Raw genomic sequence first — 15,136 nt, forward strand, 5'->3', positions numbered from 1 at the left:
TTTCCGTGAGCCATCCCGCAAAATGGATCGGATGAGCACCTGGATCCGCCCGATCGACCGTGGCTGGGTTGTCCGCGACATCGTCCCGGGACCCGACGTCGACGAGTTCGCCGACCCGGAGCGGGTGGCCGCCGCGCTCGCCGAAACACCTGGCGACAGCCTCCTGGCGGTCCAGCATCCGGCCAGGACTCCGGCCGCGCTGGCGGGCGGCCTCTCGATCGAGGCGGCGATGCCGCGGGCCAGGGCCACCTTCGAACGCATCCGGAAGCGGCACTACCGGCCTGTCGCCGACGTCGTGGCGCCGTATCGCATCGACGGGCCGGACGGGGTCGCGCTGGGCGTGCTCTGCCTGGTCGACCCGGCAGCGGTCCGGGACGACGGGGTGACGCGGGTCCGGCACACCGAGGACGTCTACCCGGACGTCGTCGAGGAACGGGCCGCGATGCTCGCCGGTCTCGGCGTCGCCACGAGTGCCGCCATGCTGGTCCCCTCGACCGGCGGTCGTGAGCTGACCGCGCTGATCGAACGGCTCTGCCGAGGGCAGGCGCCCAGCCTGTCCACAGTGGACGGCGCCGACCGCGAGCACGAACTGTGGCTGGCCGGTCCCGGGGAGGGTCAGCACGAACTGCTGGCGGCCCTGGACGAGATGGATCTCCTGGTCGCGGACGGAAATCACCGCGTCGCGGCGGCCGCGGAATCGGGGCGCGGCGCGTTGCTGGCGCTCGTCACCGGCGGACCGGCGCTGCGGATCGGCCCCATTCACCGGGTGCTCACCGGCACCGGACTCGACGCGGACACACTGACCCGCCGATGGAAGGAAGCGGGGTTCGACGTCCATTCCGGACCGTCGGACCCGCCCATCGAGGAGGGCGAGGTGACCGTGCTGGCGGGCGGATCAGCCTTCCGAGTGGTGCTCGGCAAGGCGGGCGGCGACCACGCCGTGGTCGAACAGAAGCTGCTCCGCGGCGCGCTCGGCGTCGATCCGGAGGGGCCGAACGTGCGGCCGTTGCTGCCGGGCGTGCCGGTGCCCGAAGACGCGGACGCGGTCTTGCTGCTGGCCCCGGTCCCGTACGCGCAGGTGCTCGCCGTGCACGCGGCCGGGTCGCGGATGCCGAGGAAGGCCACCTATTTCACGCCGAAACCGCGCAGCGGGCTCCTGCTGGCCGAGCTCTGACGCCGCGCTTTTGTCGGTGGCCCGGCCTAGGATCACCTCGTGGAACTGCCCGTGATGCCGCCCGTGAAGCCGATGCTGGCCAAGGCCGTGCACGAACTGCCGCGCACGCCGGGGCTGCTGTACGAGCCGAAGTGGGACGGCTTCCGCTGCGTGGTCTTCCGCGACGGTGACGAGGTCGTGCTGGGCTCGCGCAACGACAGACCACTGACGAGGTACTTCCCCGAGCTGGTGGACCTGCTCAAGGACGCGCTGCCCGAGCGCTGCGTCGTCGACGGCGAGATCGTGCTGGTCACCGAAGGCGGGCTCGACTTCGAGGCGCTCCAGTTGCGCCTGCATCCGGCCGCGTCCCGGGTGACCAAACTGGCGGCGGAGACGCCGGCCAGTTTCGTGGTGTTCGACCTGCTCGCCCTCGGCGACCGGGATCTGACGCCGGAGCCGTTCGAGGAGCGGCGGAAGTTGCTCGAAAGCGTCGTCGACACGAAGTTCGCGCGGGTGCATCTCACTCCGCTGTCCGAAGATCCCGACGTCGCCCAGGACTGGTTCACCCGCTTCGAGGGCGCGGGGTTCGACGGTGTGATGGCCAAACCCGCCGACGCACCGTACGAACAGGACAAGCGGGTGATGTGGAAGGTCAAGCACCAGCGGACCGCGGACTGCGTCGTCGTCGGATTCCGGTGGCACAAGGACGGTGTCGGGGTCGGGTCGCTGCTGCTCGGGCTCTACAACGACGAAGGCGTCCTGCACCACGTGGGCGTGGCCAGCAGTTTCACCGCCGCGAGGCGTCGTGAGCTGGTGGACGAACTCGCGCCGCTGCGCGAGAACGCGCTGGAGAACCATCCCTGGCGCGAGTGGGCCGAGGCCCACGAGGAGGCGGGCGGCCGAATGCCCGGCGCGGGCAGCCGATGGGCACCCAAGAAGGACTTGAGCTGGGAGCCGCTCCGCATCGAATGGGTCGCGGAGGTCCGTTACGAGCACGTCGAGGGCACGCGGTTCCGCCACGGCGGGCGGCTCGTGCGCTTCCGTCCGGACCGTGAACCGGCATCGTGCACGTACGCGCAGCTCGAAGAGGTTCCGCCCGCCGAGCTGGCCACCTTGTTCACCGAGCTGGGGGAAACATGAAAGCGGAGCCGATCACGCTGGATCTCGACGGCGTCGAGTTCACGGTGTCCAATCCGGGCAAGGTCTACTTCCCGGAGCACGGCGAGACCAAATTGGACCTCGTCGAGTACTACCGCGCGGTTTCGGGGCCGCTGCTGGCGCAGCTCGGCGGCAGACCCCTGCTGCTGGAACGCTATCCGGACGGCGCGGGCGGGAAGTCGTGGTTCCAGAAGCGGGTCCCGAAGAACGCTCCCGACTGGCTGACCACGACGGTGGTGTCCACTCCGAACGGGACCACCTCGGACGCGCTCGTGGCGAAGGACCTGGCACACGTCATCTGGGCGGTGAACCAGGGCTGCCTCGGGTTCCACGTCTGGCCGAACCGCGCCGACGCGCCGGACATCAGCGATCAGCTGCGTGTCGACCTCGACCCGTCACCGGGGATCGGTTTCCCCGAATTGCGGCACGGCGCCGTCCTGACGAAAGCGCTGCTCGACGAGCTGGGCATCACCGCGCAGCTGAAGACCTCGGGCTCGCGCGGACTGCACCTCTACGTGCCGCTGGAACCGGAGTGGGACGGCTACGAGGTCCGCGCGGCCGCCGTCGCGCTCGCTCGCGAACTCGAGCGCCGCCACCCGGAGGAGATGACGGCGCAGTGGTGGAAGGAAGAACGCGGTTCCCGGGTCTTCGTCGACTTCAACCAGAACGCGCCGCACAAGACGGTGTTCGGCGCGTGGTGCGTGCGGCCGCGGGTCGGCGGACAGGTGTCGACACCGATCGGCTGGGACGAACTGGACACCGTCGAGCCGGACGAGCTCACTCTGTCCACCGTGCCCACTCGGCTCGTCGAACGGGGAGACCCTTGGGCCGGAACGAAACCGCAATCGATCGAGCCGCTGCTGGAAATGTCGCGAAAGGACATGGCGAGCGGCCTCATGGACGCGCCCTGGCCGCCCGTCTACCCGAAGATGCCGAACGAGCCGCCCCGGGTCGCCCCGAGCCGGGCGAAGAAGTAACGCGTTTCGTCCTCTGAATGCGGTAGTTGGCAACGTGAACTACCGCATTCAGAGGACGAAACGCGGGAATCAGAGTGGCAGGTCGAAGGCGAGCTGGGTGTGCACGGCTGGTTCGGCCTTGCGGGTGGGCCGGTGGCTCGGCAGGGTCGCGGCGCAGCGCGGGCACGGGGCGACGTCGGTGCCGGTGAGATCCACCGGCGTCCACCGGCGGGATTCCTTGTCCCCGCAGGCGGAACGCCGGTAGCGGAGGTCTTCGGAGCGGGTCATCAGGTGCGCGGCGGGGGAGTCCTCCGGCAGCGCGCCGACCAGGTACCAGCGTCCGACGGTGTGCGTCATGGAACTGTCCTCCCGATACAGGTGGTCCAGCTCGAGATTCCTTCCGCAGGCCAGTGTCAACGAGACTCGCCGTGATTCCCGGTATTTCGGCCTTTCGGCGTGTCAGTCCCGAATGAACCGCAGGACGCGCAGCATGCCCCGGTCATCGACGAGCTCGGGATCGTCCGCGACGCATTCCTCGAGACGCGCGGTGACGGCCTCGGTGTCGATCCCCGAGCCGATCAGCACCAATTCGCTCCGGCGCGGCAGGCCGGACGGCCACGCCGACCGTTCCAGCTGAATGAACGAACCCACCGTGTGCAGGCCGAACCGGGACAGCCTGCCGTTCGGGCCGAAGTCGAGGAAACCCTTGATCCGGTAGAGCCCGCCGGGACGCTGTTCGAGGAAGTCCATCAGCCGTCGTGGGTCCAGCGGCCGTTCGGTGGTGAAGGCGACGCTGTCGTACGCGGTGTGGAAGTGGTGCTCGTGGTCGTGCTCTTCCTCGCGGAGGTCGTCGAACGACAGCTGCCCGGCCCGTTCGCGCGGCCGGGCGTCGAAGAACAGGGTGGGGTCGATCCGGCCGTGGGAGGTCGCGATCACCGGCGTGCCGGGTGCGATCTCGTCGATCGTGCCGCGCAGTTCGGCCAAGGTGTCCTCGTCGGCCCGGTCGGTCTTGTTCAGCACGACCAGGTCGGCGAACCCGAGGTGCTCGTCCAGTTCCGGATGCCGCTTCCTGGTCGTCTCGAACTCGGCCGCGTCGACGAGTTCGACCAGCCCGCCGTAGGCGATGGCGGGGTTCTCGCTGGCGATCATCAGGCGGATGAGGTCACGCGGTTCGGCGAGTCCGCTGGCTTCGATCACGATGACGTCGATGCCCGCCTCGGCCTCGGAAAGCTTGGCGAGAATGGCGTCGAGGCCGCTCGCGTCGACGGCGCAGCACAGGCAGCCGTTGCCGAACGACATCATGGTGTCGACCTGGCCCGAGACGGCCATCGCGTCGACCGCGATGCTGCCGAAGTCGTTGACCACGACACCGATCCGCGCGCCCTGCCGGTTGGCCAGCAGGTGGTTGAGCAGGGTGGTCTTGCCGGAGCCGAGGAAGCCCGCGACCAGGATGACCGGAATCCGCCTGTCGACCACGAGTTTCCTTTCCGTCGGAGCTTCCCGCACTCTAGCGACGGCGGACGCGGAGCAATGCACCGGTACAGGGAAAGAGCAGAAGAGCCGGCGGATGAATACGCTCGAAAGAGTGGTCAACGACGATCATGAAGCGATCTTGATCGAGCGTGATCATTTCATCCGGCGCAATTCTGTGCATCTTCCGCGAAGTCGCACTCAATTCCAAATATTGTCGTCGTCAAGCTTGCCAACCTGTTGAAATGTCAGCGTGGGCGAAGCTTCTGCCATTTGGTGGATCGTGGCCTTATTTCGGTGGGGTATCGTCCTCCGTCTGGTCCGGACCCGGCCGGCTCGCCGTTGAGTGCGGGAAGAATGGTGATCGTTCCCGCCCCCGATGCCGGCGTCGAATTCGGAGAGTGGGAGGCCGAGGTGGCGACGGCCTCCGTGCGGGTGACGGATATCCCCCGCTTGCCTCCCGAGGTGAGTCCGGGGGAACGGAGCGTGGACCCGGCCGAGGCGGAGGACTTCCTCCGGCTCTTCCACGCCGAAACGGCGGGCGGGACGGCGGAACCGCGCGAGCGGCTCGACCGGGTCCGCGCCGAGATCGACGCGACAGGGACGTACCGGCACACCACGGCCGAGGTCGGCGCCCGGGTGACCTGGCGAAACTCGGCGCGGTGCATCGGCAGGCTGTACTGGCAAGGACTGAAGGTGCGGGACCGCCGCGACGTCGTCGGAGCCGCCGCCATCGCCGAGGAGTGCGTCACCCATTTGCGAGAGGCGAACCGGGGCGGCCGGATCCGCTCGACCATCACGGTGTTCGCGCCGGACGGACCGGCGGGACCCGGTCCGAAGATCCACAACGAACAGCTGATCCGGTACGCGGGACATCGGCTCGGCGACGGGACGGTGCTGGGCGATCCGCGCCACGCCGACTTCACCGAAACCGTCCGGGAACACGGCTGGGGTCCGCCCGAGCGGAAGGGCTCCTTCGATGTGCTCCCGTTGCTCATCGAGTCCGAACCGGGGGAACGGTGCCTGTTCCGGCTGCCGTCGGACGCCGTGCTGGAAGTCCCGTTGTCGCACCCCGACCACCGCTGGTTCGCCGGGCTCGGACTGCGCCGGCACGCGGTGCCGGCGATCAGCGACATGCGGCTGGTGATCGGCGGGATCACCTACCCCGCGGCACCGTTCAACGGCTGGTACCTCGCGCATATCGCCAAGGAGGAGCGTGCGGGCCGCCGGTGCCGGGCGGACTGGAGCTGGATCGTCCCGCCGCTGTCCGGCGGCCAGACCGCCGTGTTCCACCGCTACTACGACGAACCCGATCCGGCCGTGAGACCGGCCTTCCTGCCTCCCGGGTAGCGCTCCGACGGGTGAAGAGGTGAGCCGAATGCGGCGTGTCGATGGGCTGAACGCCGGCACGGGTTGCGGTCGCGCGGAGAATGGCGGCATGACCGCAGTGCTCGTGGCCCACGCCGGCAGATCCGGTGGGACGAGAGAGATCGCCGAGGTGATCGCCGCCGAATTGCGGGAAGCCGGGCTGACGGCCGATCTGCTGGACGCGGCCGAGGTCGAAGACGTCGAACCGTACGGCGCGGTGATCGTCGGGAGCGCGCTGCACCACCGGCGCTGGCGCCCGGAGGCGGTGCGGCTGCTCACCGAACACGAAGAGGCGCTCCGGAGCCGTCCGGTGTGGCTGTTCCACAGCGGGCCTTGCGGGCCGCTCGCCGCGGGCAAACGGGTCAGCCTGCCCGCGGGGGTCGCCCTGCTGGCCGCGAGGATCGACGCCGAACGCACCGCCACCTTCGGCGGCAGGCTCACCCCGGCCACCGCGAGCGGCCTGTTCTGGAAGATCATGGCCGCGGGCCCCTGGGCGGGTGACTTCCGCGACTGGCCGTCGATCCGGGCCTGGGCCCGCGACGTCGGCCGCCGCGTGCGCATCCGCGTCACCCTTTGAAGTACCGGTTTCGTCGGTGGCCTGCCGTACGATGCCTTCATGGACAAACGGTTCACTGCGAAGCTGCTCAAAAGCCCGGAGAAGGGCGGCTGGACGTATGTCGTCATGCCCGGCTCCGCCGAGTACTTCGGCACCAAGGGGCTGGTGAAGGTCCGCGGGACCATCGACGGACATCCGTTCCGGAGTTCGTTCATGGCGCTGGGCGACGGCACCCACAAGCTCCCGGTGAAGGCCGATGTGCGCAAAGCGATCGGCAAGGAGGAAGGTGACACGGTGGACGTCGTCCTGCTCGAGCGGCTCGAGGGCTGAGTGGCCGCGGAGTGGAAGCCGTCCCCGGTCATCAAGATCTACGAGGCGCTCGGCGCGGTGGCCGACGGCCGGGTCGAGCTCGACGGTGACACGGCGCGCGTCGCGTCGTCGGACAAGGCCAAGACATACGACGTCCGCCATGATCCGGCCGCGGGGTCGATCACGGCCAACGACAACGGGTCCTACTGGCAGGGCTACCTCGGCTACCCGGGCATCGCGTACTTGATGGAACGCGGCGTGCTCGCCTATGACAGCGGCCTCACGGCGGGGCTGGCAGGCGTGCCGTGGAAGGAACTCGCCACCCGGTACCGCAACGACTGGGCGAAGGTAGAGAAGCACGTCCGCGACGACCTGGCCGACAAGGGCGTCGATCTGGACCACTTCGACGCGGGGCTCGCGGAGATTTCGAATCGATTGCAAGAGTTGGCGCTCACCAAGCTTTCCCCGCGGCTGCGCCCGCCGAAATGATTTCGTGCGTTTCGAGGATCTTGCCGGTAGTAGGTCCGTGAAGGCCTCCTTGGGGGACCCAGAGTCCCTCAAGGAGGCCTTCACGGACCACTGCGCCGGACGTGGGGCGTCACGGTGGCGTATCGGCGGGTAGAAGGCCTTCTTCGCTATCCTCAGGGGCAGGATTCCGGCAAAGTCGCGTAGCCGCTGGTCGGTGGCGCTTGGTGCTTCGAACTGGACTTCCGAAGGGGCGTCTTGAGCGTCAAGTGTCCACAAAGGACATTATCCGACCGCTGGATGTCCATTTTATGCGTTTATGTACATTTCTCGACTGGCGTCGTGAAACGCCCGAATCGGGCACTGTCGCCCCGGATGCGTCCCCTGTGGACAGTCGAGAAGGTGCCAGGCCACTGAGACGAGCCCGCCTCCGTCATCCCAACACTCACTTGAACAGCGGTTATGCGACTTGCCGGGGCCCTACCCTCAGGGTAGGCGAGGAGGCCTTCACATACTTCCGGCAGGCAGAACAGCGCCGGCACCGCATAGGACTCAGCCGCAGTGTTCCGACGGGCTGTTGTACGTCGTCCCGCCCGCGGAACCGCCCCACTTCACGCATTTGTCCGCGGCGGCCGCCCGCACCGGTCCGGCGAACCACGAGAACGACCCGGAGTCGGTGATCCGGGAGGACCCCGCCACCTCGAGGTAGGCCGACGTGGCGGTCGCGGTTCCGGCGGACGCGCTCTTCATCGTGCTGACGCAGTTCTGTCCGTTGGAAGCGTTGTAGGACAGGTAAACCGTGCCCGCCGTTCCGAGCGGGGCCGAGTCGATCACGCCGTATCCGCCGCCGCAGGCCGGGGCTCCGAGCATGGTCTCGGTGACCGTCGAGAAGCGGATGGTCTGGTTGGCGTTCCCCGCCGGGCCCGCTTCGTACAGCACGCCGACCGAACCCGAGGACAGCTGGACCATGTCGGAGTACGCGGCGTCGCCGCTCCACACCAGCGTTCCGGCGGAATTGCCCTGCCAGTTCGCGCCCTCGTCGAACGAAGACCGCACGATGAGTTCCTTGCGGCGGTCGCAGACCGACGGCGCGGCGAACAGGATCCGGTTGTACTTGCCCGCCTTGTCGGTCGCGGTCATCCGCACGGTCGAAGCCTGCACCACCGGGGTGATCAGATCTTCCTCGAAGGTGAACTTGGTGGAGAAGCCGGTCCCGCCGTCGGAGCTGATGGCGTAGGCGCGGTTCTTCGCGCCACCGCTGAGGCATTTGTTGTTGTTGTTGGCCTGGTTGCGTGCCGCGGCGTAGATCCGGCCGTCGAGCAATTCGGTGACGCTGATCTCTTGCGGGATCAGGGCGGCCGACGTCGCCGGGGTGTCGGTGGCGCCGCGCTTCCAGGTGACGCCCTGGTCGTCGCTGTAGATGAGCGCGCCGCTGTGCGTGCCGCCGTTGCTGTAGTTCATCCCGGCGACGATCCGGCCGGCGTGCGCGCCGCGCGTCAGCACGATGCCGTGCGACGGGCCGGTCGCGAGCCAGTCCGGCGCGGTGCTGAACCCGAGCTGTGTGGTGAGCACCTTGGGCGCGGTCCAGGTCTTGCCGTGGTCGTCACTGATCGAGACGCGTGGAATCCGGTTGCAGTCGGGGTTCTTGACGCATTCCATCACCGAGAGCAGCACGATCCGCCCGGTGGAGGGGACCACGATCGCCGTCGGGTTTCCTTTGGTGTCACCGAAACCTTCGATGACGATCTTCGGGGCGCTCCAGGTCCTGCCGTTGTCCGCCGAGCGTTTCACGACGAGATCGGTGTCGCCGCTGTCGTTGCAGAAGCTGGCGCCGCCGTTGCGGCCTTCGGCGAACGCGAGCAGTTCGCCGTTGTTCGCCTTGACGATGGCGGGGATTCTGAAGCAATCGTAACCTTCTGTTTTCTCTTTGTACACCAACGTGTTTCCGACGGCGGCGGCCGAGATCCGGTCGCCGGTGCCGGGGGTGGCTAGAGAGGTGGCCGGGGATGCGCCGACCGCCGCGGTGGCGACGAGGGCAGCGAACAGGCCCTGTGCGACGCGGGAGATCTTCACGGGAGTGCTCCGTCCTGGATTCGATTCCGGGTGACGAAACATCAGAGTCCTTCCGGCTCGTACAGCCGTCGTACAAGACGCGTACAACCCGGTTTCGCCTTCTGTGTCAGGTGACGCAGAACCACGGTGGTTTCCCTGCCAAGCTCGATCCCGTCGGACACGGCGCGAGATCGGGAGGGAGGCCGATGAAGGTGATCGATCACGAGGGGCGCGAGTGGGGCGGTCGATCGCCGGTTCGCGCCGTGGCGCCGGTGGGTCCCGCCGTTCGCGGGACTCACCGGCGGTTACCGGCATCATCGGCTCACGGAAACTGGGAGTGCGTGGAACGGCAACTTCGGCCTGCCGTGGCGGCTCAGTGGTCGTCGGGTGCCAGCTGCCTGAGGTCGTTCAGGCTCCGGACGACCAGCCGCTGTCGGCCGGTGCTGAGCAGCCCATCGGCGCGCAGGGTCCGCAGGGTCCGCGCGACGGCTTCCCGTGACGCGGACGCGAGTCCCGCCAGATCGCGCTGGCTGATCCGCAGGGCGATCAGGGTGCCTTCGGCGACGGGCACGCCGTACCGCTCGGCGAGGTCGACGAGGATCGCGGCGATGCGTTCGGCGGCGGTGCTGTCCCCGAATTCGGTGCGGCGCGAGTTGGCGTAGCGCAGACGGGAGGTGATGATCCGTAGCAGCACGACCGAGATACCGGGGTTTTCGCGGAGCACGGAGTTGAACGCCCGCGAGGACAGCCACAGCCCGGTGACCGGCTCGACGGCGATCGCCGTGGCCGAGCGCAGGCTGCCGTCCATCGACGCCATCTCACCGATGATGTCGCCCGGATCGCGGACGGCCAGCACGGCGTCGTAGCCACCGGTGGACACCGACGTGATCTTGACCCGCCCGGTCATCAGGATCAGCACCCAATCCGACCGGTCACCTTCCCGGATGATCACCGTTCCCGCCGGATACCGGCGCAGTTCGGCCTCGGCACGCAGCGCCTTGCGCTGGCCGTCGTCGAGCAGTTCCCAGAGCCTGCCGGGTGGTTCGTGCGGCTCCGCCGCCGGCTGTGTCATGCCTTCTCGTCGCCTCCGTGCGCGATCGTACGAGCAGACCCCGCCGGGGGTTAACCGGGGATCTCTTGGTACGCCTGGGAAAGGCGCTGGATGCCGTCCCGCAGCTGCGCGCCTGTCGCGGTGCTGACGTAGCTCAGGCGCAGATAGGGCCCCGGCGCCTCGGCCGCGAAGTACATCCTCCCGGGGGTGACCGCTACTCCGGCACGGAAAGCGGCGCTGGTCAGCGCCACTTCGTCGGCGAAAGCGGGGAGCGGCTGCCACAGGTGATAACCCCCGGTCGGGACCGGGACGGCGGTCCAGGACGGCAGGAACTCCCGCAGTGCCGAGACGGTGACGTCGCGGCGTTCCCGCAGCGCGGCGGCGAGGGTCCGCAGATGGCGTGTCCAGGCGGGAGAGCTCACCAGCTCGAGCGCGGTTTCCTGCAGCGGCCGCGGTACGAAGAAGCTCTCGACGGCGTGGAGTCCGCGCAACCGCTCGAGTGCCGGGCCGCGGGCGGCGAGCGCGCTGATCCGCAGGCTCGGTGACGCCGGTTTCGTGAGCGACCGGATGTGCACCACGACGCCGTCGGGGTCGTCGGCCACGAGCGGGGGCGGGGGAGCCGGGCTGCCGGGGTGCGCCATCAGCCGCGCGAAGTCGTCCTCGATGACGAAAGCGCCGGCGTCACGGGCGATCCGCAGGACCTCGGCACGGCGTTCGGCGCACAGCACCGCGCCGGTCGGGTTCTGGAACGCGGGCTGACAGACGAACAGCCGGGCGCCGGTGTCACGGAAGGCGTCGGCGAGCAGTTCGGGCCGGACGCCGTGGCGGTCGACCGGCACCGGGACCGGCCGCAGTCCCGAGGCCCGCGCGATGGCCAGCATTCCCGGATATGTCGGGGATTCCACCAGCACCGGCGCGCCGGGGGCGCCGAGCGCGCGCAACGCCGTGGTCAGCGCGCTCTGCCCGCCCGAGGTGATCAGCACGTTCTCGACGTTCACCGGGCTGCCGATGTCGCGGGCGAACCAGGCCCGTAGTTCGGGCAGGCCGCAGATCGGTGGCCGTGTCCACGCGCCGGGCCGGCGACCGGCGCGGGCTGACGCCGCCGCGAGTTCGCGTTCGGGCTGGAGGCTCGGATGCGTGTAGCCGCCGTTGAGGTCGATGACTCCCGACGGCGGGTCGCTCAGCGCGGTGAGCACGCCACTCGCGTCGATGGCGCGGGCGCCGGACTGGGAACTCAGCGCCACCTCCTGCCACGACACGTCGCCGGTCACCGCCACTTCTCGGGGTGGCGGGGCACGGAAGACGCCGGCGCCGGGACGGGTGATGACCAGACCTTCGGTAACCAGTGCGGCGATGGCGCGCGACACCGTCACCGGGCTCACCTTCAGTTGCTGGACCAGCTCCCGGCTGGACGGCAGCTTTCCATCGATCGGATAGCGTTCCAGCTCGGATCGCAACTGTGTGACCAGGCTGGTGACGCTGCTACCATCGGACATGAGACTGGATGATAGCGCTATCGTGGAGCGGGCAGTAGCGGTCCGCTCCGGGACCGCGCTGGCGGCGCTGGGTGTCTTCGCCTTCTCGTTCACGTTCCCCGCCACCGTGTGGGCGCTCAAGGGCTTCGACCCGTGGACCGCCACCGGGCTGCGCAGCGTCCTGGCCGCGCTGGTCGCCGGCACCTGTCTCCGCCTCTTCCGCGTCCCGCTGCCGAGACGCGATCAGTGGCGTGGCCTGGCCGTGGTCTCCCTCGGCTGTGTCCTCGCGTTCCCGATGCTGACCACGCTCGCGCTGAAGACGTCGTCCACGGCGCATTCCGCGGTGGTGATCGGGCTGCTGCCGCTGGCCACCGCCGTCATCTCCTCGAGACTGACCGGGCACCGGCCGTCCCGCCGGTTCTGGCTCGCCGCCGCGGTCGGCGCGAGCGCGGTCGTGGTGTTCACCGTCGGGCAGAGCGGCGGCGGACTGTCCACAGCGGACCTGCTCCTGTTCGCCGCGCTCGTGCTGTGCGCGTTCGGGTACGCCGAGGGCGGCAGGCTGGCCAGGGAAATGGCAGGCTGGCACGTGATCGCGTGGGCGCTGGTCCTCGCCCTGCCGGTCACCGGCGGTTTCGCCGTCTTCGGGCTCGCGACCGAACCGCTGCACGTCACCGGCGAGGGGATCGTCGGCCTGCTGTACGTCGCGCTCATCTCGCAGTTCGGCGGGTTCTTCGCCTGGTACCGGGGAATGGCCGAGATCGGCGTCACGCGGGCGAGTCAGTTGCAACTCGCCCAGCCGCTGCTGACGCTGGTCTGGGCGGTCCTGCTGCTCGGCGAGCACCTTCCGGCCGCCGCGCCGGTGACCGCGCTGATCGTCGTCGCCTGCATCGTCGTGACTCAACGGTCCCGCTCCTAGATCAACGTCGCGAATCCGCCAGACCGCGGTGCCGCGCGGTGATGGGCTGAAGCACATGACCGCTTCGACCCTCGACACCTCCGCGCGGACCCCGCTGAAGGGATGGCTCGCCGTCCTCGCGGTGACATTGGGGATCTTTTCCCTCGTCACCACGGAGATCCTGCCGATCGGCCTCCTGACCCCGATCGGCGAGGACTTCCGGATCACGCCGGGGACGGCGGGCCTGACCATGACCCTGCCCGGGTTTCTCGCCGCGTTCGCCGCCCCAGCGGTCACCGTCGCGGCCGGGCGGCTCGACCGCCGGATCCTGCTGTGCGCGCTGATGGTGGTGCTGGCACTGGCCGACCTCCTCGCGGCGACAGCGCAGGTCTACTGGGCGATGCTGGTCTCGCGAGTACTGGTCGGGTTGGTGATCGGTGCCTTCTGGGCGATCGGCTCGGGGCTCGCCGAACGGCTCGTCGGCCCCGCGCGCGCGGGCAGGGCGACCGCGGTGATCTTCTCCGCCGTGCCGCTCGGTTCCGTTCTGGGGGTGCCCGCGGGGACGTTCGTCGGCGAGTTGCTCGGCTGGCGAGCGGCGTTCGCGGTGATGACGGTCTTCACGATCGGCGTCCTCGCCGCGTTGGCTCTCTCGCTGCCTCCGCTGCCGTCGCGGGGCGCTACCCGGCTCGGCGTCCTGCGTGAGATGACCCGCGGACGGGCGACCCGGCTCGGCCTGCTCGTCACGGTCCTGGTCGTGCTCGCCCACTTCGGGACCTACACCTACGTCACGCCGCTCCTGCGCCAGGTGACACAGGTGAGCCCGGAGCTGATCACCGTCTTCCTGTTCGTCTACGGCACCGCCGGGATCGCCGGCAACTTCGTCGCGGGCGCGGCGATCGCCCGCGATCTCCGGCTCACTTTCCTCGGGGCGGCAGGGTTGATCGGCGTCGCGGCATTCGCGTTGCCGTTTCTCGGCGATTCGAAGCCGGGCGCGCTCGCGCTGCTGGCGATCTGGGGCTTCGCCTACGGAGCCGTTCCGGTCTGTTCGGGAACATGGTTCGCGCGGGCGGCACCGCAGGCGCCCGAAGCGGCGTCGGTACTGTTCACCTCGTCGTTTCAAGCGACCCTCTCGGCGGGGGCACTCCTCGGCGGGATGGTCGTCGACGCGGTCTCCGTCCCGGCCGTGCTGGTCACCGGCGGGGTGATCGCGCTGCTCGCGGCCGTCGTCCTCAGCCGAGCACGGTCAGCGTGACCAGCGCGGTGGTCCCGACCAGCAGGGTGGAGAGCAGACCGAGCAGCAGGGCGCGGCCACCGGAGCGGACGAGTTTGCCGATCCGGACCGCGCAACCCAGCCCGAACAGCGCTCCGGCCAGCAGCAACGTGCAGGCGATCTTGGCGACATCGAGTGCGAAACCCGGGACGATCCCGGTGCTGCGCAGGGCGGCCATCGCCAGGAAACCGACGACGAACAGCGGGATGAGCGGCGGCCGCTTCCCGTCGACGGGGCGATGCCGTTCGCGCACGCCGACCGCGGCGACCATCGGGGCCAGCAGGACCACCCGGCTGAGCTTGATCACGATGGCGACCCCGATGGCGGCGCTCCCGGCGGGGGTGGCCGCGGCGACGACCTGCGCGACCTCGTGCACGCTGAGCCCGGCCCATTCGCCGATCCGGACCGCGTCGAGCCGCAGCCAGCCGCCGATCAGCGGAACGGCCGCGATGGCGAGCCCGCCGTAGAAGGTGACCAGCGCGACGGCGGTCGCGACGTCGGAGTCTTCGCGTTCGACGACGCCCTCCATCGCAGCGATGGCCGAGGCGCCACAGATCGAGAATCCGGTCGCGACCAGCATCGCGAGCCCGCGCGGAACACCGAGGAGCCTGCCGACGCCGATCGTGCCGAGGAAGGTGAGACCGACCGTGAGCACGACGGCGAGCAGCGTCCCGGGGCCCAGTGCCAGGACCGAGGGGAGCGAGAGCTGAAGACCCAGCAGCACGACACCGGCGCGAAGCAGTTTTTTGGTGGTCCCGGAGATCGCCTTCCGGGTCTCGTCCGACAACGACGGCAACGAGCCGGTGAGGATGCCGAGCACGACGGCGATGGTGAGCACGCTGACGACCGGGAACGCTGTACCGAGCAGGTACGCGCCGCCCACTCCTGCGCCGGTGAGGGCGACCGCGGTCAGGAAGGGTTTCGTCGGTCTCGCGTGCGTGGTGCTCATGGTCCGAGC

Annotated in this window: 15 protein-coding genes; 9 read left to right on the forward strand and 6 right to left on the reverse strand. The window is 69.2% G+C overall.

Annotated features, from left to right (window positions below):
* The first annotated feature begins 22 nt into the window (after positions 1–22).
* From ACZ6DT_RS07180 to ligD, 3 genes are read left to right on the forward strand one after another with little or no spacing between them, the layout of a single operon-like run.
* Complete coding sequence (locus ACZ6DT_RS07180) at positions 23–1,174, forward strand: DUF1015 family protein (protein WP_465589955.1); 1,152 nt, start codon at positions 23–25, stop codon at positions 1,172–1,174.
* Between the two features lie 39 nt (positions 1,175–1,213).
* Positions 1,214–2,293: an ATP-dependent DNA ligase gene (locus ACZ6DT_RS07185; RefSeq protein ID WP_465589958.1), complete on the forward strand. Its 1,080-nt coding sequence runs from the start codon at positions 1,214–1,216 to the stop codon at positions 2,291–2,293.
* Positions 2,290–3,288 carry a non-homologous end-joining DNA ligase gene (gene ligD / locus ACZ6DT_RS07190; RefSeq protein WP_465589961.1) on the forward strand — a complete coding sequence of 333 codons (999 nt, stop codon included), beginning with the start codon at positions 2,290–2,292 and terminating at the stop codon, positions 3,286–3,288. Before ACZ6DT_RS07185 ends, ligD begins: the two co-directional genes overlap by 4 nt.
* A 69-nt stretch (positions 3,289–3,357) precedes the next feature.
* Here the strand turns inward: ligD and ACZ6DT_RS07195 are convergent, their stop codons facing one another.
* Positions 3,358–3,624 (reverse strand): hypothetical protein, encoded by a 267-nt coding sequence (locus ACZ6DT_RS07195; protein ID WP_465589964.1) that lies wholly within the window; start codon positions 3,622–3,624, stop codon positions 3,358–3,360.
* 102 nt (positions 3,625–3,726) lie between these two features.
* On the reverse strand, positions 3,727–4,743 hold the full coding sequence (locus ACZ6DT_RS07200) for a CobW family GTP-binding protein (RefSeq protein ID WP_465589967.1): 1,017 nt from the start codon (positions 4,741–4,743) through the stop codon (positions 3,727–3,729).
* Between the two features lie 351 nt (positions 4,744–5,094).
* Between ACZ6DT_RS07200 and ACZ6DT_RS07205 the strand changes: the two genes are divergently transcribed.
* From ACZ6DT_RS07205 to ACZ6DT_RS07220, 4 genes are all read left to right on the forward strand, one after another.
* Positions 5,095–6,087 carry a nitric oxide synthase oxygenase gene (locus tag ACZ6DT_RS07205; protein ID WP_465589970.1) on the forward strand — a complete coding sequence of 331 codons (993 nt, stop codon included), beginning with the start codon at positions 5,095–5,097 and terminating at the stop codon, positions 6,085–6,087.
* Between the two features lie 88 nt (positions 6,088–6,175).
* A complete protein-coding gene (locus ACZ6DT_RS07210) occupies positions 6,176–6,682 on the forward strand; it encodes a flavodoxin domain-containing protein (RefSeq protein WP_465589973.1) in 507 nt (168 codons plus the stop codon).
* Between the two features lie 39 nt (positions 6,683–6,721).
* On the forward strand, positions 6,722–6,991 hold the full coding sequence (locus ACZ6DT_RS07215) for a DUF1905 domain-containing protein (RefSeq protein ID WP_125783966.1): 270 nt from the start codon (positions 6,722–6,724) through the stop codon (positions 6,989–6,991).
* Entirely contained in the window at positions 6,992–7,459 is a 468-nt protein-coding gene (locus ACZ6DT_RS07220; RefSeq protein WP_465589976.1) for a hypothetical protein, read from the forward strand. It abuts the gene before it with no gap.
* Positions 7,460–7,987: 528 nt separating this feature from the next.
* On the opposite strand, the gene ACZ6DT_RS07225 is transcribed toward ACZ6DT_RS07220, so the two are convergent.
* The 3 genes from ACZ6DT_RS07225 to ACZ6DT_RS07235 form a co-directional block, all read right to left on the reverse strand.
* The gene (locus ACZ6DT_RS07225; RefSeq protein WP_465589979.1) at positions 7,988–9,508 is read right to left on the reverse strand and encodes a sialidase family protein; all 1,521 of its coding nucleotides are present in this window, start codon (positions 9,506–9,508) and stop codon (positions 7,988–7,990) included.
* A 352-nt stretch (positions 9,509–9,860) separates the two neighbouring features.
* A complete protein-coding gene (locus tag ACZ6DT_RS07230) occupies positions 9,861–10,559 on the reverse strand; it encodes a Crp/Fnr family transcriptional regulator (RefSeq protein ID WP_465589982.1) in 699 nt (232 codons plus the stop codon).
* A gap of 50 nt (positions 10,560–10,609) precedes the next feature.
* Positions 10,610–12,034, reverse strand: a complete 1,425-nt coding sequence (locus tag ACZ6DT_RS07235) for an aminotransferase-like domain-containing protein (RefSeq protein ID WP_465589985.1) — start codon at positions 12,032–12,034, stop codon at positions 10,610–10,612.
* Between ACZ6DT_RS07235 and ACZ6DT_RS07240 the strand changes: the two genes are divergently transcribed.
* Complete coding sequence (locus ACZ6DT_RS07240) at positions 12,033–12,929, forward strand: DMT family transporter (protein WP_465589988.1); 897 nt, start codon at positions 12,033–12,035, stop codon at positions 12,927–12,929. The genes ACZ6DT_RS07235 and ACZ6DT_RS07240 overlap by 2 nt on opposite strands.
* Positions 12,930–12,984: 55 nt before the next feature.
* Positions 12,985–14,160, forward strand: a complete 1,176-nt coding sequence (locus ACZ6DT_RS07245; RefSeq protein ID WP_465589991.1) for an MFS transporter — start codon at positions 12,985–12,987, stop codon at positions 14,158–14,160.
* On the opposite strand, the gene ACZ6DT_RS07250 is transcribed toward ACZ6DT_RS07245, so the two are convergent.
* Positions 14,138–15,127 (reverse strand): YeiH family protein, encoded by a 990-nt coding sequence (locus ACZ6DT_RS07250; protein ID WP_465589994.1) that lies wholly within the window; start codon positions 15,125–15,127, stop codon positions 14,138–14,140. The two genes, ACZ6DT_RS07245 and ACZ6DT_RS07250, sit on opposite strands and share 23 nt — an antisense overlap.
* Positions 15,128–15,136: the final 9 nt, after the last annotated feature.

The sequence above is a fragment of the Amycolatopsis sp. NPDC041971 genome (genome assembly GCF_055588925.1).